The organism is Rheinheimera mangrovi, from assembly GCF_003990335.1.
Lineage (GTDB): Bacteria > Pseudomonadota > Gammaproteobacteria > Enterobacterales > Alteromonadaceae > Pararheinheimera > Pararheinheimera mangrovi.
On record NZ_CP034683.1, the window covers coordinates 4,054,808 to 4,075,851 of the forward strand.

Annotated in this window: 15 protein-coding genes and 1 pseudogene; 1 reads left to right on the forward strand and 15 read right to left on the reverse strand. The window is 46.0% G+C overall.

Annotation, left to right across the window (positions count from 1 at the left end):
* Positions 1-80: 80 nt before the first annotated feature.
* Genes tldD through EK374_RS18330 form a run of 8 tightly spaced genes read right to left on the reverse strand, consistent with a single transcriptional unit; the run spans position 81 to position 10,800 of the window.
* Positions 81-1,520, reverse strand: coding sequence for a metalloprotease TldD (gene tldD, locus EK374_RS18295; RefSeq protein WP_127025971.1), 1,440 nt, complete (start codon positions 1,518-1,520; stop codon positions 81-83).
* Entirely contained in the window at positions 1,517-2,356 is an 840-nt protein-coding gene (locus EK374_RS18300; protein WP_127025972.1) for a carbon-nitrogen hydrolase family protein, read from the reverse strand. Before EK374_RS18300 ends, tldD begins: the two co-directional genes overlap by 4 nt.
* Positions 2,349-6,335 (reverse strand): YhdP family protein, encoded by a 3,987-nt coding sequence (locus EK374_RS18305; protein ID WP_325049684.1) that lies wholly within the window; start codon positions 6,333-6,335, stop codon positions 2,349-2,351. Before EK374_RS18305 ends, EK374_RS18300 begins: the two co-directional genes overlap by 8 nt.
* Positions 6,335-7,804 (reverse strand): ribonuclease G, encoded by a 1,470-nt coding sequence (gene rng, locus EK374_RS18310; RefSeq protein WP_127025974.1) that lies wholly within the window; start codon positions 7,802-7,804, stop codon positions 6,335-6,337. The genes EK374_RS18305 and rng overlap by 1 nt, the downstream gene beginning before the upstream one ends.
* Positions 7,801-8,364, reverse strand: coding sequence for a Maf family protein (locus tag EK374_RS18315; protein WP_127025975.1), 564 nt, complete (start codon positions 8,362-8,364; stop codon positions 7,801-7,803). The genes rng and EK374_RS18315 overlap by 4 nt, the downstream gene beginning before the upstream one ends.
* 8 nt (positions 8,365-8,372) lie before the next feature.
* On the reverse strand, positions 8,373-8,855 hold the full coding sequence (gene mreD, locus EK374_RS18320) for a rod shape-determining protein MreD (protein WP_127025976.1): 483 nt from the start codon (positions 8,853-8,855) through the stop codon (positions 8,373-8,375).
* Positions 8,855-9,742 (reverse strand): rod shape-determining protein MreC, encoded by an 888-nt coding sequence (gene mreC, locus EK374_RS18325; protein ID WP_127025977.1) that lies wholly within the window; start codon positions 9,740-9,742, stop codon positions 8,855-8,857. The genes mreD and mreC overlap by 1 nt, the downstream gene beginning before the upstream one ends.
* Positions 9,743-9,756: 14 nt before the next feature.
* A complete protein-coding gene (locus tag EK374_RS18330; RefSeq protein WP_046521342.1) occupies positions 9,757-10,800 on the reverse strand; it encodes a rod shape-determining protein in 1,044 nt (347 codons plus the stop codon).
* 228 nt (positions 10,801-11,028) lie between these two features.
* On the opposite strand from EK374_RS18330, the gene EK374_RS18335 reads away from it, so the two are divergent.
* Positions 11,029-12,191, forward strand: a protein-coding gene (locus EK374_RS18335) for an IS3 family transposase (protein WP_206099215.1) whose coding sequence is annotated in 2 segments (ribosomal slippage) — positions 11,029-11,284 and positions 11,284-12,191 — 1,164 coding nt in all. Because the reading frame shifts where the segments join, the coding sequence is not laid out codon by codon here.
* 422 nt (positions 12,192-12,613) lie between these two features.
* Here EK374_RS18335 and EK374_RS18340 read toward each other — a convergent pair.
* The 7 genes and pseudogenes from EK374_RS18340 to EK374_RS21095 all read right to left on the reverse strand — a co-directional run bounded on the left by EK374_RS18340 (position 12,614) and on the right by EK374_RS21095 (position 21,024).
* Complete coding sequence (locus EK374_RS18340) at positions 12,614-17,761, reverse strand: DUF6701 domain-containing protein (protein WP_164731907.1); 5,148 nt, start codon at positions 17,759-17,761, stop codon at positions 12,614-12,616.
* A gap of 240 nt (positions 17,762-18,001) precedes the next feature.
* Positions 18,002-18,433, reverse strand: coding sequence for a type II secretory pathway component (locus EK374_RS18345; RefSeq protein ID WP_127025979.1), 432 nt, complete (start codon positions 18,431-18,433; stop codon positions 18,002-18,004).
* Positions 18,423-19,136: a hypothetical protein gene (locus EK374_RS18350; RefSeq protein ID WP_233280279.1), complete on the reverse strand. Its 714-nt coding sequence runs from the start codon at positions 19,134-19,136 to the stop codon at positions 18,423-18,425. Before EK374_RS18350 ends, EK374_RS18345 begins: the two co-directional genes overlap by 11 nt.
* A gap of 33 nt (positions 19,137-19,169) precedes the next feature.
* Positions 19,170-19,253 (reverse strand): annotated as a pseudogene (locus EK374_RS21170) (prepilin-type N-terminal cleavage/methylation domain-containing protein); the annotation flags it as partial.
* Entirely contained in the window at positions 19,253-19,900 is a 648-nt protein-coding gene (locus tag EK374_RS18355) for a type IV pilus modification PilV family protein (RefSeq protein ID WP_127025981.1), read from the reverse strand. The pseudogene EK374_RS21170 and the gene EK374_RS18355, both read right to left, overlap by 1 nt.
* A complete protein-coding gene (locus tag EK374_RS18360) occupies positions 19,894-20,418 on the reverse strand; it encodes a prepilin-type N-terminal cleavage/methylation domain-containing protein (protein ID WP_127025982.1) in 525 nt (174 codons plus the stop codon). The genes EK374_RS18355 and EK374_RS18360 overlap by 7 nt, the downstream gene beginning before the upstream one ends.
* A gap of 3 nt (positions 20,419-20,421) precedes the next feature.
* Positions 20,422-21,024: a prepilin-type N-terminal cleavage/methylation domain-containing protein gene (locus EK374_RS21095; protein WP_127025983.1), complete on the reverse strand. Its 603-nt coding sequence runs from the start codon at positions 21,022-21,024 to the stop codon at positions 20,422-20,424.
* Positions 21,025-21,044: the final 20 nt, after the last annotated feature.

Sequence of the window (21,044 nt, forward strand, 5' to 3'; positions counted from 1 at the left end):
CCATTTAAGAGCTTAATTTTAATGAGTGGGATCTTGCCGCAAAACGGCACAAAGTCCTAGTGTTTTTCGTCTAAACCAGCTTACGCTGTACCACCTACCGTCATCGCATCCAGTTTTAAGGTCGGTTGACCCACACCTACAGGCAAGCTTTGGCCTTGTTTACCACAGACGCCAACCCCAGCATCCAGCGTCAGGTCGTTACCGACCATAGACACTTGCTGCATCGCCTCCGGGCCGTTGCCAATCAGGGTTGCGCCTTTAATAGGTGTGGTAATTTTGCCATCCTCAATCAGATAAGCTTCTGAGGCTGAAAACACAAATTTGCCTGACGTGATATCCACCTGACCACCACCAAAATTCGGTGCATAAATACCTTTTTTCACGCTGCCGATAATTTCCTGTGGGTCGTATTCACCCGCCAGCATGTAGGTATTGGTCATACGAGGCATAGGCAAATGGGCAAAAGACTCACGTCGGCCATTGCCTGTAGGCGCCACGTTCATCAACATGGCGTTGTGTTTATCCTGCATATAACCTTTCAGAATACCGTTTTCGATCAACACGTTGTATTGACTGGCTGTGCCTTCGTCGTCGATATTCAATGAACCACGGCGATGGGCTAAGGTGCCATCATCGACAATAGTACAATGTTTGGAGGCAACCTGTTCACCAATGCGGCCAGCAAAAGTCGAAGAGCCTTTGCGGTTAAAGTCGCCTTCCAAACCATGGCCTACGGCTTCGTGTAATAACACGCCAGGCCAGCCTGAACCTAATACCACAGGCATAGTACCAGCTGGAGCGTCGACCGCTGTTAAGTTCACCTGAGCCATACGCACAGCTTCACGGGCATACCCCTGCCAGCGTGGTGAGCCATTGACGTCTTCAAGGAAATACTGATAGTTGGTACGGGCACCACCACCGCTACCGCCACGTTCACGGCGACCATTGTGCTGCAGCAGCACAGAACAGTTTAACCGCACTAAAGGACGGATATCTGTGGCAAAAGTACCGTCAGATGCAGCTACTAGCACTTCTTCATACACACCGGATAAACTAACAGCTACTTGTTCAGCGCGACTATCGAGGCTGCGAATATAAACTTCCATCTGCTTGAGCAGCTCAACCTTGGCGGTATTGTCTAAACTTTGCAGCGGCTCACAAGGTAAATAAATTTGTGGCTGGGATTGCTGTTTAAATACCTGCACTGATCCTTGTTTGCCAGCACCAGCGATGCCACGGGCCGCCTCAGCCGCCTGTTTTAAAGCTGCAGCAGAAATAGAATCGGCATAAGCGAAGCCGGTTTTTTCACCGCTAATAGCGCGAACACCAACACCACGTTCGATATTAAAGGAGCCGTCTTTGACTAAACCATCTTCCAAACCCCAGGACTCATGCACACTGGACTGAAAATACAGGTCGGCGTAATCCAGCTTGTGCGCAAACAAAAAACCTAAGCTTTGTTGTAAATCACTGGCGCTTAAGTCACTGGCGCTTAACAGGTTGTGTTCGACGTTACTCATGCTTTGAACTCACTTTGAAATCTGTTGTGGTGCCTTACCGGCATTTTCTCTGCCAGCTGCTGGCAAAGATCTAAATCTGTTTCGACACTCAGCACCATTTCGTTGCTGCCATCGGCTTCGGCCAGAATGCGGCCCCATGGGTCTATAATTAAACTATGGCCATAGGTCTGACGACCATTAGGATGAGTACCAACCTGAGCCGGCGCTACAACAAAACTCTGGCTTTCTATCGCCCTTGCTCTTAATAAGGTATGCCAATGTGCCTCCCCTGTCACTGTAGTGAAGGCCGAAGGCACAGCCATTACGTTCATGCCCTGAGCTGCTAAAGCCTGGGTTAATCCGGGAAACCGCATATCGTAACAAATCAACATACCTAGCTTTAGCTGTTGCAGCTGCACCAGGCTTAATTTATCACCGGGCATAGTAGTGGCTGATTCCAGATACTGCTTGCTGCTGTCGTTAACTAAAGCATCAAACAAATGAATTTTCTGATAATCACCAATCAACTCGCCTTCCGGGCTATATAACAAACTACTGGCGGCAAAACGTGTTGGATCAGAACTGCAGGTTGGCAAAGTGCCCACTAATAAATACAACTGATACTTTTTTGCCAAAGCCGCATAAGCCTTTTGTAACAGACCAGAGCCTAAGACTTCCGCCAACTGCAGGTTTAGCCCATCAGGCCCGGCAAATACAGTCACACCTTCAGGCAATACAGCAAGGTGTTGTTCTGTTTTAGGCAGTTGCGACAGTAACAGATCCACTTTGGCCAGATTAGCCATAGGATCAGGGCCACTGGTCAGCTGCACAGCAGATAAACGCCAGAGGTTAGCCATTAGCTTTTTCCTTGGTTTTATCCTTTGCTTTACTGCTTGTCGCAGGTTTGACAGGCCGTTGTTGTGACTCTTGCTCTTGCTGCAAACGTATACGTTTTTCCTGCTCGGCTTTTAACAGCTCAGAACGTGGCACTTCGACCTCTGTGGTATGACGCGCCACTTCCACCACTTCTGGCTGGTCAAAATTACCTGTCACGACAAAATTGACTTTAGACACCACTTCAGCCGATTCGACCAGTTCATCAAGTGCTAAAGCAGCTAAGCCAGTCGCAGGGTTAAACTGCAACAAAGCCACAAGCACTGGCAGACTTGAGGTGATTTTTGGTAAAAACGCCATCTGATAATCCAGCTGACGCGTGACTAAATCTGCGTAACCCTGAATTTCAATTTTTCCGGCAGCACCGTCCACTAAGGTATTGTTGGTATGAACCACACCTTTATCCAGTTGCAAATCACCTTTCATTTCGGTGTAGAAAAAACCTTTAGCAAATATATCTCTGAAATCCAGTTTCAGCTTGCGCACCAGAGATCCCAGACTAAACACAGACAATAAACGAGCGCCTTTGTCGCTGACCTCAGACAGAGAGCCTTCGCCTAACTGCCAGTTTAATTTGCCGCCTAAGGTGGCGTAATTAAACTGAGTAGGACCGCCAGCCCAACTTAATGTGTCGATTTGAACTTCAGCCGGACTGCCTGCTATAGCTGCACTTAAATGGTAGTCTTTCATCAGTTGGCCAAAGTCAGGGCTAGTCAATTTAGCAGATAAAGTCGTTACACCGGCTTCAGCATCTTTTTGCCATTGACCTTTAATACTCAATTGATGATTTTTGTAACGGGACTCAAAGCTATGAATAGTTAAGCGCTCTCCGTCAGAGTCGGTGTGCATGTTTAACTGGCCTAAATCAAAGGGTCCAAACACACAACTTTTACAATCCAGTTTGATTGGTGGCAAATCGGCCAGCCATGGCATAGGTTCGGGTTTCACCACGTCAGCCAGAGCTTTGGCAATTTGTTGCTCTTTGGTCAGTTTTGCAATGGACTCTGCCGCAGCTAAGCTCTCGGCTTCAGCCTGCTTCGGATCGTAAGGGAAGAGTTTTAAAAATTCCAGATTGGCTTCTATACCTTGCGCCATCAGATCTTTTGCCAGCTTTAACTGGCCTTTGGTTTGAGCTGAACTAATATCTGCCAGCCAAAAATCTGTTTCAGGTTTTAACAGCAACTGCACTTGATCCAACTGGATGTCATCTGTCACATGTAGGCTATTTACAGTGGCTTTCACTGACGTCAAAGCTGGCAGCAGTCCAGCCTCATCAGACTGTTGGCTGACTTGCTGGCGCACTAAATCAAACCAGGGCATGAAGTCTGTTTTATCTAAATTTGCACTGATGGTAAAACCATCGGCAAAACCGGCATTTTCTTTGGCGCCTAAACTTAAATGAGCCCGGCCGATCTGGCCTTGGGCATGCACATAGCTGGCGTCAAAAAACACTAAATCCTGATAGGTCAGAGCAATGATTGAATTGTCCTGGCTGCCGCTGGACGACCAGTACACAGTGCCGGCCTGACCTGATTTTTTCGCTAAAGGTGCAGGTAATAACAATTGTGTATCAGTTAAATCCAGTGCTAAATCAGCCTGATAGGTATAGCCTTCACCAGCCAACAGTAAGTCGAGTTTAAACTGCCAGTTTAAAGGACCGGTTGCAAAGTGCTCCAGTTGAGGAGCTAAACTCAGTAGCAATTCATGGCTGTTCTGCAAGCCTTGGCTTAATAACGACACTTTGTAGTTGTCTTGTTGCTGTTCGCCTCGAAAACTAAACTGCAGCGGAATATTACTGATAAACAGCTGCAAATCATCGGCTGTCAGTATGTCGTTATGAAATTCAAGCCGCCCCGTCAGGTTCTCGCCGACTAAAGCAGGTGCTGACAAAGACAGCCCATTTCGCTCGAAGTCGATAGACCCTTTTACATCAACACTTGGCTCATTCAGGCCTATAGTCAGCCGCACATCACCTTTCACCGGGCCTGTCACCCCTAAATACGCCAGAGTTTCACCCACAGAGTCGTGCAAAGGTGAAGCCTGCATCAGGGTAGTGATCTGTTCAGCCAGCAGTTGTTGTTTGATATCAATAATTAAGTTGTCGGCATGAAACAAATCCGGAATGCCGACCTGCACACCTTGTTCCACAGGAGCATCAACCAGATAACCAGACTTACTGCTTATCAGCATGGACGCATTTTCAAAAAATAACTCTGCGGATAAGTCCGTTAAACTTGGCCAGTTTTGATCAAATAAAAACTCAGCATTAGTTACGTCCGCCAGCGCCTGAAATACGCCGTCTTTTTCGGCATAAGGGTAAGCAGCAAAATCGCCAGACCACAGCACTTTACCTGAACTGACATCACCGGATAACAACGCAGGTTTGAGATACTTAATCACAGATTCTGGCATATAGAACTTCGGGAAAAACTGTTCTGCGTTTTGCACAGGTACACCATGTAGCTCTGCAACTAAATCCATATTGGGTTTATCGTCCAGATCCACTACCAGCTCGGCTTCCAGGCTAAAAGCGTCTTGCCATAAACTCAGGTAAGGCACCAGAATTTGCCAATTACCAGCGCGCTTCCGCCAGGCCAGCTCCAACTCAGCGCCTTTATAGCTCCAGTCCTTACTAAAAGCCTGGTCCCATTGCAATGCACCATCTTTCGCTTTTAAGCCCACCCAGCCAAAATGCGGCGATGCAACAAAACGGCCATTAAAGCCTTTCACACCTGGAACATCGGCCACAGGAGCTGAAGACAATTCATTAAACTGCCCTGACAGATACCATTGGTCGTTTTCTGTTAGTAAATCCAGTCTGTCTATTTTGCCATCCAGTTGGTAGGCCAACAAAGATTGCAATTGTTCAGAGCCATCAGAGAATAACTCCAGCAAAGGCCGCGCTATACCTAGTTGCAGGTTTTGTAACGAAGCCTGATAACCCAGTTCATTTTGTCTGAGTTGCAGTTGTAAACCCGGCCAGCTTTGGTTGCTGTTACTCAATGTCATAGGACTGGAGCTTAAATTCCAGCCTTTGGCCATAGGCACCCAACGCAGATAACCGTCAGAAAGCGCTACTTTGTTCCAAACACCATCTTTCAGCCAGCCGACATTGTTGTCGGATAAAGCCACGTCAATTTGTTGCAACTTACCGGCTTTAATATCGCCCCAGGCGGCAAAGTTTAGTTTGGCGCTATTAAGTTTGCGGGTTTGTGGTAATAACTGCTGGAACCAGGGCAATAAGTCCAGCTGCTGGCTGGCCAGATACAATTGGCCCTGGGCTTTAGCTGGCTCACCGGTTAAATCAATAATAAAAGACAAGGTGTTAGCGGTCACATCGGCTACAGATAACTCGCCCCACCCCTGGTGGCGGTCACCATCGTTTTGCCAGTTCAGTGCTTTGATTTCAAGCCGGATATCTTCATCCTGCGCATTGTTAAACACCAATTGGCTGTCGAGCACAGAAAAATGCTGCAATTGCTTAAAAAACAGATCTTGCAAGGCATCAAATAGCTGTTGGTTATCCGTAGGAGTGGCAACCCCAGTGCCTAACCAGCGCTGAGCATCTACTCTATAGGTTAAGCCTGTCAGTTCAAAATGAGCAGCACTGAGTTTCATAGTGCGTAACGATCGCCAGAAATCCAGCCGAATACCTGTTTCCCGTACTGTGAGTTGCGGTTGAAAACTACTGTCCAGTACTTCAAGTTGCTGCAAAACCAAAGCCGGACCTGTGCCTTGCCAGCCAGCCGACAAAGCGCCAATCCGTACTTCAGTACCGTATTCAGCTTTGATCCACTGTTCTATGTCGGTTTTATAGCCTGGGGCGTATGGCAGGCCAAAACGCAGAGCTGAGACTAGTGTGGCCATCAACACCACGAAGATAGCAAAGAAAATCCAGATTTTGTGTAAGCAATAAAACCAGGCCTGTTTCACAGTCCGCACTACATCATCACCACATCAAATTGTTCCTGACCGTATTGAGGTTCGATCACCACGCTGATTTGTTTACCAATAAACACTTCGAGTTCAGCCATGCTATGAAATTCATCGTTTATTAGCGCATCTTTTACCGCAGGTGACGCATAAACCACAAATTTATCTGCCACATAAGCGCGGTTCACCCGCACTATTTCGCGCAAAATCTCAAAACAGACAGTTTCAACCGTTTTTAAACTGCCACGGCCAGCGCAAATTGGACACTCACCACAAAGCACATGTTCCAGACTTTCACGGGTGCGTTTGCGGGTCATTTCGACTAAACCCAAAGCTGAAAATCCATGAATATTGGTTTTGGTTTTATCCCGGCCTAATGCCACTTCCAGACTATGCAATACGCGCTTTTGATGGTCTTCGCTTTGCATGTCGATAAAGTCGATAATAATTATGCCACCCAGATTACGTAATCTCAGCTGGCGGGCTATCGCCTGAGTGGCTTCAGTGTTGGTATTAAAAATAGTTTCTTCTAAGTTACGGTGCCCGACAAAAGCACCGGTATTGACGTCTATAGTGGTCATGGCTTCGGTTTGATCGATCATCAGATAACCGCCACTTTTCAGCATGACCCGACGCTCCAGCGCCCGCTGAATTTCATTTTCGACATCAAATAAATCAAACACTGGCCGCTCGCCCGGATAATACTCCAGCCGGGCAGTCATCTCTGGGACAAACTCTTCGGTGAACGCATGTAACTGCTGGTAGGTCAGCTTGCTGTCGATGCGCACCCGCTCTAAATCAGAACCAACAAAGTCACGCAAAATGCGGTAAGCCAAAGTGAGCTCTTCGTACAGCATGGTTTCTTTGCGGGCATTTTTTTTACGTTTTAATACTTTGGCCCATAACTTCTGCAAAAACTTACCATCGTGCAGCAGTTCATCTTCACCGGCACCTTCGGCGGCAGTACGCACTATGTAACCGCCAGTTTCATCCAGACAAGTGCTGACAATATCTTTTAAGCGCTGGCGTTCTGCTTCACTTTCAATACGTTGCGATACACCCACATGAGCAGAACCCGGCATAAACACCAAATGGCGGCTAGGCAAGGTGATGTCTGTCGTTAAACGAGCGCCTTTGGTGCCTAATGGGTCTTTCACCACTTGCACCAGCAAAAACTGGCCTTCATGCACTAAAAGCCGAATATCTTTCACCGGACCGGCTTTTAACTCAGCATCGGCAATATTTAAACCGGCCGTGACAATATCGGATGCATGCAAAAACGCGGCTTTATCTAAGCCTATATCAACAAATGCAGCCTGCATACCAGGCAAAACCCGACTGATTTTGCCCATATAAATATTGCCGACCAGACCATGTTTAGCCTGACGTTCAATATGCACTTCCTGCAATACACCGTTTTCAATCAAGGCCACACGAGTTTCACTTGGCGTGACGTTGATCAGTAATTCTGCGCTCATAGTGCATCCTTCAGTGTGAGCAGCAGCTGTGCGGTTTCATATAAAGGCAAACCTACCACAGCAAAGTAACTGCCATCTATGCGTTGTACAAACTGACCAGCCAGTCCCTGAATACCATAACCGCCCGCTTTATCAGCAGGTTCACCTGTATTCCAGTACCAGAGTATTTCCTGTTCAGACAGAGCTTTAAACCAGACTTTAGTCACGACAGTGGTACTGATTATGTCTTGTTCAGTTGCAATAGCCACAGCAGTTTTCACCCAATGACTACGCCCTGATAATAACCTCATCATGCGCTGAAAATCAGCCAAATCTGCAGGTTTACCTAAAACTAACTCATCGACCTGCACTATGGTATCGGCACCTAAGGTGGGAAGTGGAGTGGTTTGACTGGAAAAACCTGCGCGGGCTTTTTGCTCTGCTAAACGCAGTACGTACTGATCAGCGTTTTCGCCTGCAAGCTGAGTTTCGTCAATAGTACCGCTGACCAGCACAAAATCCTGCTGCAACTGGCCTAATAATTCGCGGCGACGGGGTGAAGCGGACGCAAGGGCTATCATAAAAACACTCAATGAATTTTAAACTGGCGGCGGATACGGCGTAGTAACCAGAAGATCCATGGCCAGACTGCAGCTCCGGTCACCACAGGCCATAAATAAGCCATGGTAAAAACCACACCTGTTAAGAAATGACTGAGCCAAAAGATAAAGTAATGATAGAAAGCCAAAAACAGCGCTATAACTAAACTTTGCTGCAAAATGGAAAAGTTACGGATTTTTAAATGATGTGCTGAGCAGAAATAAATAATGACTGAATAGGCCAGCGCATTCACACCAAGCACAGTGCCTACCAATACATCCAATAAGAACCCCACCACAAATGCAGTGCCAATACTGACGCGAAACGGCAAAGCCAAAGCCCAGTAAAACAACACCAGCAAAGGCCAGTCAGGCCTGAATAACTTCACTATTGCAGGCAGTGGCACTACTGCCAGCACCAGAGAAAACATTAAAGATAAATACACCAGAATTAAACGATGCGACTTTTCCATCAGCGATCTCCTGCCACAGCAGCGGCTTCAGCTTCAGGCGGAGCTATTTGTTCGTCAATTTCCGGTTTAGCTTTAGGCCAGACTAATAACACGTAGCGAATACGATCCAGTTGGGCGTAAGGCCGGGCATAGACCTGTAAAAATGGTTGTTGTGCATTACGGCTGATACGCACCACTTCAGCTACCGGGTAGCCTTCAGGGAAAACACCGTCCAAACCTGAGGTAATCAGCTTGTCACCTTGCTGAATATCGGCACTGTGCGGGATATGCATCAATCGCACTTCGTCCGACTGACCTAAACCTTCAGCCACTACATGATCGCCGTTGCGTTCTACCCGCAAAGATATCGCATGAGTGGTATCAGAAATGAGTAAAGCGCGACTGCTGGTCGGCCCCACACTGACGATTTGCCCAAGTACACCTAAATCATCAATTAAAGGTTGCTGCGCCACGACTCCGTCATTGCTGCCTTTGTTGATCACAATCTGGTTACTGAACGGATGGCTGTACACCGCTAATACTTCAGCGACCAGTCTTTTATTATCCGCGACAGGCACAGAACCTAACAAGGAACGAAGTTTGTCATTTTCCTGCTGCAAAAACTGCAGCCGTTGCATCTGAGTGTTTTGTCTGAGCAAAGTTTCACGCAACTTCTGGTTTTGTTCCAGTAAACGCTGGTGAGACATAAATTGTTCGGAGGCATCGGACATCATGGCCTGGGGCAAATTGGCCAGATAATACAAAGGACTCACAGTTGCGGTTAAATAACTACGCAACTGTGTGGAGCTGTCGGTAAATCGATCCAGCGTCATTAGCCCAACACTGCATAAGACTGCAAAAAACAGCCGTAATGGCAGAGATGGGCCACGCTCAAAGATAGGTTTCATTCAGGACTGACTTGTTAGTCGTAACTAAACACATCACCGCCATGCATGTCGATCATTTCTAAGGCTTTACCACCACCACGAGCAACACAGGTCAGTGGATCATCGGCTACAACCACAGGGATACCGGTTTCTTCCATCAGCAGGCGGTCTAAATCACGCAGTAATGCGCCACCACCCGTTAATACCATACCGCGTTCAGAAATATCTGAAGCCAGTTCTGGCGGAGACTGTTCCAGTGCAACCATAACAGCAGAAACTATACCAGCCAGAGGCTCTTGTAAGGCTTCTAAAATTTCGTTGCTGGTCATAGTGAAGCTGCGAGGTACGCCTTCAGCCAGGTTACGGCCACGTACTTCAATTTCCAGAATTTCGTCGCTTGGGTAAGCTGAACCAATTTCTGTTTTGATACGCTCTGCAGTGGCTTCACCAATCAAAATACCGTAGTTACGACGGATATAGTTGATGATGGCGTCGTCAAACTTGTCACCACCAATACGAACTGATGAGGAATACACCACACCGTTCAGAGAAATAATGGCAACTTCAGTAGTACCACCACCAATGTCGACCACCATAGAACCTGTCGCTTCAGACACAGGTAAACCCGCACCAATAGCAGCGGCCATTGGCTCGTCAATTAAGTAGACTTCACGGGCACCAGCACCCTGAGCTGATTCACGGATAGCACGGCGCTCTACTTGCGTAGAACCACAAGGCACACAAACCAGTACACGAGGACTAGGACGCAGGAAACTGTTGCTGTGCGCTTGTTTGATAAAATGCTGCAGCATTTTTTCAGTCACATAGAAGTCGGCGATGACACCGTCTTTCATTGGACGAATGGCTTTAATATTGCCAGGAGTACGGCCAAGCATACGCTTGGCTGCGTGGCCAACGGCCGCAACACTCTTAGGTCCGCCAGTTCTTTCCTGACGAATAGCAACTACTGAAGGCTCGTTCAGGACTATGCCCTGATCTTTTACATAGATGAGTGTATTGGCTGTCCCCAGGTCGATCGACAGATCATTTGAAAACAGACCACGCAATTTATTTAACATGGAACAGACTAATCCTTTTAACTAAGAGGTGGTGACACAAGGTGCCCGACGAAATGGTGCTTATTTTAAGTAACAAAACGCCAAGAAAATAGCTTTATCTTTAGTTTTTACCAAATTAAACCAAAGCCATTGAAAAGCCAAATGTTTCATAGTCAGACAAGAGAGATGTGGACTTCCCCTAAAACACTAGACACTCCTTAGGTTAAAATACAACTTTAGGAGGGCACCATGTCCAAGCAACGTTTTACACCAGAATTCAAAGCCGAAGCTATCAAACAAATCACAGAACGTGGATATTCCGTTAAAGATGTATCTGAGCGCTTAGGCGTATCAGACAACAGCCTTTATAAGTGGCTCAAGGAACATAATCAGGCCACTAATCCAGATCCTGTAGTGACGCAGCAGCAGGATTTAGCCGCTGAAAATGCCAGGCTAAAAGCCGCTTTAAAACGGGCTGAAGAAGAGCGGGACATCCTAAAAAAGGCCGCCGCATACTTTGCCAAGCAGTTCAGTTAAGGTATGCCTTTATCCGCGATAACCAGAACTGCCATCCTGTGCGGTTGATGTGTACCATGCTGCGTGTCCATCACAGCGGCTATTATCAATGGCTGAAGCAGCCTGAATCAAACAGAGCACGTGAGAACCAGCGTTTAACGGCACTGATTAAAGAGTCATGGCTTGAAAGCGGCGGCATTTATGGCAGCCCTCGTATCCATGTTGATTTACGTGAAGCCGGTGAAACCTGCTCGGAGAATCGCGTAGCTCGCTTGATGAATTTGGCTGGCCTCAAAGCTATTCGTGGTTATAAAACGCCACGTTATCGTGCGGGTAAACCCGCTGTACCGGCAAAAAACCAGTTACAGCGTGAATTTACTTATAACGAGCCAAATAAAGCCTGGGTAACTGATATCACCTATATCAGAACCTACGAGGGCTTTTTATATCTTGCCGTAGTGTTAGATCTGTACTCTCGACGAGTCATTGGTTGGTCGATGAAGGCCACGCTGGCGAAAGAAATTGTGCTTGATGCGTTGTTAATGGCTGTCTGGCGCAGGAAACCGAAACAACCGGTCATCATACATTCTGACCAAGGCTCCCAGTTCAGTAGCGATGAATGGAAACGATTTCTGGATACACACAAACTCTCAGCCAGCATGAGTCGGCGCGGTAACTGTTGGGATAATGCGGTTGCCGAATCCTTCTTTAGTTCACTGAAAAAAGAGCAGATTAAACGGAGAATTTATAACAACCGTGAAGAAGCGCGTAGTGACATTTTTGAGTACATCGAGGTATTTTATAACCGTCGGCGCAGACACAGTCATTTAGGACAGTTATCACCAGCAGATTATGAGGAAAAAGCTAATCTCAACGAGGTTAACGAGTGTCTATGAGATTGGGGGAAGTCCACAGTATAGTGGAGGAGACACCGAAACTTGACGTTTTAGCAATGGACCTGGTGCAATATTGCGAAGGCGGAACTACGAAAATCCGGGCGTCTATTCGTATTAACTCAAACGTATTGCTGAATTTTTAAAGTCCCTTTTGACAAACCTTTCGAAGAGCATACAAAGAGCGGGTCTCGAACCCGCTTATGGTAAGGCTAGGTTCAATGGTTCAATACACAGCGGAAATCAGCCTGGGCTGGAAGGGTTTATGTGAATTTCGAGACGGGCCGGGACAAGCCACGGCCCCCACAATGAACATTGCATATTAATAAACATAATCTGGGTTAATAATTCGTAGGAGCGGGTCTTGCACCTGCCCCTCAAAATTACAATCCAATGCTAAAACTCTAATCAGGCTTCCGATGCATTTAGTTCAGCCTTTCCTGCCAGAAAATTTGACGTTTGTTGCCACGAAAACGACCAACACTAACTTCTGAGGATGGGTTTTCCAGCACAAGAGGCTGGCCAACAGGTTCTTTTAGCCAGTCAAACTTTAACCAATGAGGTGCGTCATAAAACACAGGCCAGCTGCCTTGTGTGTCGGCAGGCACCTGAACTATTAAACTATCAAGGGCATTTTCACCGGCTATAAGAGTGCCTACAACACCATCTCGGCCATGACCAGATTCAACTGTCATATTATTAAAGTTTACTGCACTGCAGTTATCTGCAGTATTAATAATAAAAGCCGTGCCATCCCAATACTCAGCAGAAAGACTTACAGGTATTGATACCGAGTTAGTAGGATGGGTATCAGGTGCAGACCCCCCCCTTAAAATTAACCGGCCATACCGCAACTCAGGTGCTGTAATATTACTAAATGTAACAGGTAAACAACTGCCATTGTCCGCAGTTTTCACACAAACCCCATCACCGTCTCTTACAAAGGTATCAACCAAGTCTAGTTTCAAACCTAACGCAGAACTTGAAACAGGCGGGCTATAAGGTAAAGTTCGGGCAAAACTAAGCTGCTCTGCACTAGCAGTCGGTGTTGATACATCACTCATAGTCAGGTCAAACTGACCATCATAATTATCAAAACTTGCTGGCTCCAGTTTGCCCCTGCTGGTGGCTGAAGGCGTTGCTACAGTGCTTAAAGTGGAATAACTGGTTGCGCTAAGCATTTCACTGCCTAAAGCTGCAGTCATCGATTGAGCTTTGAAAAAACTAAGGCCATAGTTAATCGTAATTTGATTCTGTACATTTTTTGCGGTTAACGTAGCACGAGGAAAAATCTGATAACCCACAGGTTGTCCAAGGTAAGCAAACCTTGTCAACACAGGATTCGGGTTGTCTGCATTGCAAGCGGCTAATACAGGCGTATTTACTGTTGCAGTAAAATAAGCTGGAGTAAAACGTCCTACAGGAGCAGTGGTTGCAGGAGCTATGGTATAACCAAAATAGCTATTCACAGTTGGGGTTGCAGTAAAGGTATAGACCCCCACTTCGGAGACGGTCTGAGCGGTTGTGACAATGCCACCATTAGATTGTATATGATTATAAGATCCGACCCCAAGAGCTCCAGGACTTGCACCATCAGCCACTAGTGGGGCAATCAAAGAGTGAGACAATGCAATAGAATTTAGTTTAAAGTTTGGTGTGTTTATAGCGTTAGCACATATATTGGTGTCGCCATTATTCTCAGAAGCTTTAGCAATCACTGACAGGTTAAAATCTTCACCTGCCTTCTTATATGCCACACAGTTGCTATATGGCAATCCGCAACTCACAGGAGCAGCACTATCATTACCTTCTCTGATACACAAACCTGCCGGCCTTGACACAAACTGATCATTACCTGTCATTAGCAGATTATTATCTCCAGTAGCGGCTGCACCGTCATACCGAGCATTCAATTGCATTTGGCCAGCATCTGTATAATTGAGCGCTACACTTGCTTGACCGTTAGCATTGAACGCCAGATCTTGCGATGTATTAGAGTCATAACTTTTTGGTATAGCTATTCCATTCACTAGCACAGAGCGACTTTCTGGTCTGGCAGATGCATTTGGCTCTATATAGTCAGACCAAAGTTTTACCGGCCTGGTGACATTTCTAAAACCAGGTACACATTGTTGGCTGGAATCATCTTTGCGCACAGCGCGGATCAATACATTTTGCGACTGGTTCGCAATCATATCCTGTACATCAAACACAAAACCACTGTCGGCAAAACTCAGAGAACAATTGCTTGTTACTCCGTTTTGTTTACATTGCAGAGCATTTGTTGTAGACACAGAAGCAGAACCGGGCTGAATACCAATAGTTGTTGCGCCCACAACAGTTTTCACTAAATTAATGCTTTGACTGCCCGTAAAGGTAATGCTGCCTGAGGACTCAAAAACAGCGCCGTTAGTTGCGGTCAGTTGCAATGAAACCTGATTTGCATAAAGTTGCGAGCAATCTGAGTTTGCACAAGCTTTTACCGTTACTTCAGTTGGGCTACATGTCAGCGAATTACCATAACTAAGTTCAAAATGGTGAATACTCTCTTCACCTATAGCGATAGGAATAGGGGCTTTTATACTACATACCTGTACATTGTCCAGAGCATGAAAATTAGTATTGGTGCCGGTAGAGCCTGTAAAAGACAACAAAAAATTGGCGGGCATTGCGGGCTGATTCGCTAAATCCACATTCGATGAATTTAATACTTCGGTAAAAGTATTGGTTCCGGCTGGTCGCCTTTCCAGACTAAAAGCAACCTGGCTGGCATTAGTAGCCGTATCAATAGTGATCCTGAATCTGTCACCTCGCCCAGGAGTGCTTCCGCTAATGCTCAGGCTGCGCGACAACTTACCGCTCCAACCTAACCATTGATAGCCGTTGGTGCCAGAACCCGCTCCACGAATACCTATAGCCTGAGCACTGTCCGTATTACTTGCCACACCGCCTGATCGGCCTTCTGTAGCTTTGGCATAGTTACCGAACTCGTCAAAGCCAACTCCCAACCAACCACCGGCAAAGCCAGGCTGCACGGGACTGACATTATTTCGCGGTGCATAACCCAAGCTCCCACCAAAGCTGCCCGGGACTGGTGTCTTAGTAGCATCAGACAACACCAAACCTATGCCATCAGCTCCGTTGCCACCATATGCAAAATGATCGAACTCTATCGTCAGCTTATTGCCTTCTGTAGGAAAGGCTTGCTTAAAAGTAATTGAAGTGGATTGATTTTGGTCATTAGTTGTTAATTGTAAACGACCATTCACAAGGTCTGGCACTGTGCCACTGCGAACTGTTCTGTACCACTGGGCATAATCAGTAAATTCCTCTGTCAGCAAACAAGTTGCAATCAAACCACAGCTGTTACGTTCCTGCCTGATCTCTTCTATTTTAGTTTGGTTATGGGCTCGGGCATAAATGCGCACCTCGTCTAAATCACCATTAAAATAGCGATTTGCTGCGTTATCACGACCAACTTCCAGCGCCAGATTGTTGGTTGCAAGTTTCTTTGTATAACTGCCAGTACTTGTATCTTGGGTGCCATTAATATAAATGCGTTGCGCACCATTTTTATAAGTAATAGCTACATGAGTCCATTGATTAAGCGGAACACTACCGTTACTGGTTAGAGTTCTCTCAACTCCATCCTGATCATGCCACCACCAATATATTTTGCCCGCAGGAGTTAAATGGAATTCATAGTTAGTATCTTTTGACAAAATAGTCATGAGATCTGAGCCAGGATAAGCTCTTGGTCTTACCCAGATAGCAACTGTTAGCTCGTCAGTAATATCGAGTTTCGCATTATCTGCTACAGCAATATACTGATTACTACCATTAAACTGCGAAAAGGCACAGGTACCAGGGTCTCCAGTCAGTGCCGGAGCGCTTACAGAGGATAACAGGCTGTTGTAAGTACGACCGTTTAAACTATTACCCGACGTATCAAGTACTTCGCTGGCAGCCCCAGTCCAGGCTGACACGTTTAAATTCCACGACAAAACGGGTGCTGCACTTGCACAGCTTGCTGTTTCAGTTGCATAAGTAGCAACTTCTGCAGCTGTTAGCTCAAAATTCAAAAACCGCACTTCGTCGATTTGGCCTTTAATACCGCGAGAACCATCAGGTAAAGCACCTATTGATAGCCCCTCATCATCGCCTTTCTTTGGCGTTTTTTGATCGTCCGAGTTACCTATATTTTGATTCGGATTATCATCAACCAACACATTATCTATATAAAGACGCATGCGTCTCTCAGTTTTCGAATAGCTAAACGCCACATGGTGCCATTGTCCGTTAAACACATTGCCTGTTGCTTCAACATAACGTAAATTGTCGTTTTGCATTCGCACGGCGAAAACTAAGGCATTATCCGAATTTCTCCGATACAGTTCAAAGCGGCCATCATCATCATCAATAACCCCCTCTTCATCACCATAAGCCAAAATCACTTGGCGACTGCCCGACTGTTCATTGCCATTCATCTTGAGCCATAAAGAAAAACTGAAGTTGTCAGCATCGTGAAAAAATGAATTTCTGCCTATATCAACATAAGGATAGTCCGAGGAAGAGCTTTGCTGGAAATCCCCATATGTACATGAAGCTGGCGATGGACTGTTAGTGGCAGTTACAGCACCATTACGAGCCCTGCCATGCCGTTGATTTGTAGATGAATCTAAAACTTCATCAGCAGTGTTGCTCCACTGAGCTTCGTCAAACTTCCAGTGTGCTGCTGGCGCTCTACACAGGGAAGGTGTTACCGATTTATAATCACAATCACCGTATATAGCACTGCTTGGCCAGTTACCTATAATGGTCCCCCAGTCTGTCCTCACAGTGACATTACCATATACAGTTGAATCTGTTAGTTTTACATGGTGCAAACCTTCAGGGAAATTATCCGTAGTTTCAATATCACCATATATTGTACTGTTACTGGCTTCCACCAGGTAACGAGCCTGCAGATCCCCGTGCACCACAGCGCCATTATTGATAAATACTCTATTGGAGTTAGTTACATTGGCGGTAATATCACCACCGTTAATAGTGACATTGTTTGAGCCTGCGCTGATATTCCCTGAAAGCATAGTGACATTGGTCAGAATAATTTCGTTGTCACCCGCGTTTAAATCACCTGTTACCGTACTATTACTAATATCTATACCGTTGTTACCGGCACGAATCCCCGCGTGGATAACAGCGCCACCCGACACGGTAACCTTACAGCATTGAACATTAATATGGCCAAATGCCTGACCACCGGTAAAAGTTACAGCTCCATTGCTTGAAGTAATAGTGCCCATTACAGTTGAATTGGTGGACTGGATAGTCCCACTAACACTGATGCTGCCATGCACAATAGTATTATTTGTTAAAACAACATTCTGAGTGCTGCCGCCGCCAATAGAGCTATATAAAACGGAGTTATTCAGTTGGATGGTACTGCCACTTTCTGCAGTCAAGGTTATAGGGTTACTGCCGCTACCTAAAGTAACATTAGTTAGATTCATCCCACTATTAGAATGAATGGTTACAGCTGCATTCGATGTAATTACATCGCCTTGTTGCAACGATAAATGCTGATTCCAGTCACATCGATAGGTATTGCCACTCCAGCTGCCCTGATTACCACTACACAATGCTGGTGCGTTACTTGGTGTGCTGATTGGAGTACTACCTGGGGTAAGGCTATAAGTGGCAGCACTTGCCTGCGACATTTCCAGCAGAGCTAAAACAATTAACAGAAAAAACAGTCGGACAGAAGTCATTGCTGCATTACATTTCATAATTCACTGCCTTCAGACAAACCATTACTGCCATACTTCCATTTCTATAGTGCGGGAGGTTTGGATTGTTTCGCCATCGCAGCTTCCGGTGCTACGAAGTCTGAAATGTGTAACAGTACCATTAGTTTCTGGGATACAGCTAACGTCTACTCTGCACGACTCCAAACCACTTATCCTATTAAAGGCAATAGTAAGAGGTGCTAGTGAAGCAGGACAAGCCGTTAATGCCACAGAATTAAGTGGGAACAATAACGAAAGAGCACGTTCCATACCTGATTGCGCCGCAAAAAAAGCCCTGGTTCCTAAAACTTCATAAGCAATACTCGCTTTACTTTTATTAAGTATCTGCGACATCGACAACACTAGCAATACCATGATCACGCTAATAAAAATGGCGATAACAAGCGCACTGCCTTGCTGTCTTTTCAAGGTAAACAGTTTAGGTTCAGGGTACATTGGGAATATGAACCTCTTGGTTGAAAAACAACTTCCCGCTCAATGTCGTGTGGAAAACTAATACCAGATGAGATATGGAATTACGGCTTAGTGAAGGATTGTCTACCTGAAAAGTGGATAGCGAAGGATCCAGATTTTCTGCCATTAACGAGCCATCACTCAGATTTGGGGTGGCGGCAAATTCGTAACCTGCATACCTGTGCAACTGCCCAGCATTGTTAATACAATAACTAACAGGACTTTTCGCCAGATAAATCCTGTTACTTGGAGAATTCACTGCAAAGTAGATGTCTGAGGCAAAATTTAAAGTCACATTGAAACCGTTTGTGGTAGCGTCAAACAGCGCTGAATCTATCTCAAAAAAACGCCCGGGGCTCGAACCTGAACCAGTTAAATAAATCTGCGTCTGGTCAGTCGCATAGATATAAGCTCTGTAGCCGTCTACTCCTGCGCCTGGTGCAGCCAAAGTTTGCCATTCACTGGCTAAACCAAAAAAGCTGATACTTGCCTTACCAGGAGCCGCTAATGGAATTGAAGTGTAGCGGGACGCCACTTCCACAGGCACAAACTCAATGCAACGCCCTGCAGCACTATGAACTCGAACACTGTTTGGTATCGCATTTCGCAGCTCTCGGGTAAGACGTTCCAACGCGAAACGACTTTGACTTAGTAATTTGTCACGGTCTGCAGTTTCAGTATACATGCGGGAACCCAGACTTAAAAAGCTGCTAGTTAAAGTTGCAAGTATACCAATGATAACGATCACTAGAATGAGCTCTATTAACGTAAAGCCCTGATGCGATCGCAACGACACTATCATTACCAATTACTCCGGTAAGCCGCAAAATTGATCTGTTCATTTAAAGGGGTAACAACACTCACTGTCACTTTTTTTGCAGATTCCTGCGCCGAACCTAACTCTGAACCTGCATAACGTACGTCCACACAGATAGTGTAACTATTGTAATCAGCGGCCAGACTCTCATTGACTATATTCTTCACTAGGTCCTTGCCCGTCAGCACCAGGCCGTGAAAATCATCAACATCATCAAAAGTACTGGTTTGAGTTCTGTCTTCATCATTCTCTGGCCCCCAACAAGATGAAACACCACAGTCCGGTGTCGAGAGCGTCCTATCTATGCAAGCTACAGGCTCAGGCGGATTACCGACTGTGCAATTAACAGCACCTTGCTCGTAGCTGACACCATCATGGCTGCATCTGAACTCACCACCTGCTTTGTCAGACATTTCATCAAAAGACCGTGCCATAATCTCATTCAGGAAACTGTGACCCAACTCAGCAGCCCGAACCTGATGCCATGGATCTGCGGTGCGTTGAAATAATGGTCCTAATGCCTTGGTAATGACCAGTAAAGCTACTGACAACATAACAATGCCGACCACCAGCTCTATTAAGGTGAAGCCTTTAGAAGGGGATAATCTGAAATAAATGCGTGCGCTCAGCATGGGTGAATGTACCCCTCATCCTCAATACAGATGTTATAGGTATCACCAGCCGAGATCTCAATGCGCAGGCCATCCGGATACTGAACACCGGTACTGTCTTGCAAGGGCTGGCCTTTAATACTGAATAAAAACCGGAACTCATTGGCAGGAGGTAATAATTGCGCACCACCGCTTACCTGGTTAAACACACTAATACCAAGCTGGCTGGTTGAATTCACTACAAATTGATCAGAGTTGTCTATGGTCGCAGGGCTGCATGTCGCAGGATCAGACAAGCCTGCAGAAGTAGCAGTGATCAACACTTGCCGACAGCTTGTCAAATCAGTTTTCTGCATAGCGCGCAACTGCAACAAACGCAGGACAGAGATGATCTGATCCCGCGTTGTCAATGCATCAGTGCTGGAACGTCCAAGGATTTTAGGAGCCGCAGTCGCAGCCAAAATACCAATTAATACCAGCACTATCACAAGCTCAACCAACGTAAACCCTGAATGAGCTTTTGTTGGCAGAGCATTCATTTATTAATCACAGCCTGTAGTCACAGCTGTGATAACTGGCGGAGTAACAGCAGCTACAGCACTGGCTTTGGTTGCAGATTTATATTGAATATAACAAGTTCCTGTAGCCTTCAGATCATCATAGCTCGGAGCTATACGCATGATACCGCCATCTGCTGTAGCGATAAAAGCCGGAGCCGGAGGAGATGCCGGAGTTAACACTGCTGCCGTAATGTTTGCAGCTGTTACTTCTGCAGCTGTAATCTGATTTGCAACTACAGTATCAGGGTAAGCCACAACCCAACCAGCTGGTAAATCCAGTACAGCACCTGCACCCGTTGCAATAGCATCAGGGTAACCGTGAGTGATGGTAATTCCATCTACCGTAGAAGTTGCAGTTGCAGCAGTAGGGTTAACGTTCTGCACGCCTTGAATCAAAGCTTTGTTGTTTGCGAAACGAACTCCTGTTTCAAGTGATGCTTGTACAGAGGTCAATACTGCACGGGTAGCATCACCACTCATATTTAAGAATCTGGGCGCTGCTGTTACAGCTAAGATACCTAAAATAACTATTACTATAATCAGTTCTACTAAAGTAAAACCCTGTTGTTTATTTAAAGTCTTCATACTTCACCTCATTTAAAAAT

Bases quoted from the DNA above. Each gene is read 5' to 3' on its own strand.
- EK374_RS18315 (WP_127025975.1), bottom strand. From the start codon at position 8,364: ATGATAGCCCTTGCGTCCGCTTCACCCCGTCGCCGCGAATTATTAGGC.
- rng (WP_127025974.1), bottom strand. From the start codon at position 7,804: ATGAGCGCAGAATTACTGATCAACGTCACGCCAAGTGAAACTCGTGTG.
- EK374_RS18345 (WP_127025979.1), bottom strand. From the start codon at position 18,433: ATGTACCCTGAACCTAAACTGTTTACCTTGAAAAGACAGCAAGGCAGT.
- EK374_RS18360 (WP_127025982.1), bottom strand. From the start codon at position 20,418: ATGAATGCTCTGCCAACAAAAGCTCATTCAGGGTTTACGTTGGTTGAG.
- mreD (WP_127025976.1), bottom strand. From the start codon at position 8,855: ATGGAAAAGTCGCATCGTTTAATTCTGGTGTATTTATCTTTAATGTTT.
- EK374_RS21095 (WP_127025983.1), bottom strand. From the start codon at position 21,024: ATGAAGACTTTAAATAAACAACAGGGTTTTACTTTAGTAGAACTGATT.
- EK374_RS18300 (WP_127025972.1), bottom strand. From the start codon at position 2,356: ATGGCTAACCTCTGGCGTTTATCTGCTGTGCAGCTGACCAGTGGCCCT.
- EK374_RS18330 (WP_046521342.1), bottom strand. From the start codon at position 10,800: ATGTTAAATAAATTGCGTGGTCTGTTTTCAAATGATCTGTCGATCGAC.
- EK374_RS18350 (WP_233280279.1), bottom strand. From the start codon at position 19,136: ATGTATACTGAAACTGCAGACCGTGACAAATTACTAAGTCAAAGTCGT.
- tldD (WP_127025971.1), bottom strand. From the start codon at position 1,520: ATGAGTAACGTCGAACACAACCTGTTAAGCGCCAGTGACTTAAGCGCC.
- mreC (WP_127025977.1), bottom strand. From the start codon at position 9,742: ATGAAACCTATCTTTGAGCGTGGCCCATCTCTGCCATTACGGCTGTTT.
- EK374_RS18355 (WP_127025981.1), bottom strand. From the start codon at position 19,900: ATGCTGAGCGCACGCATTTATTTCAGATTATCCCCTTCTAAAGGCTTC.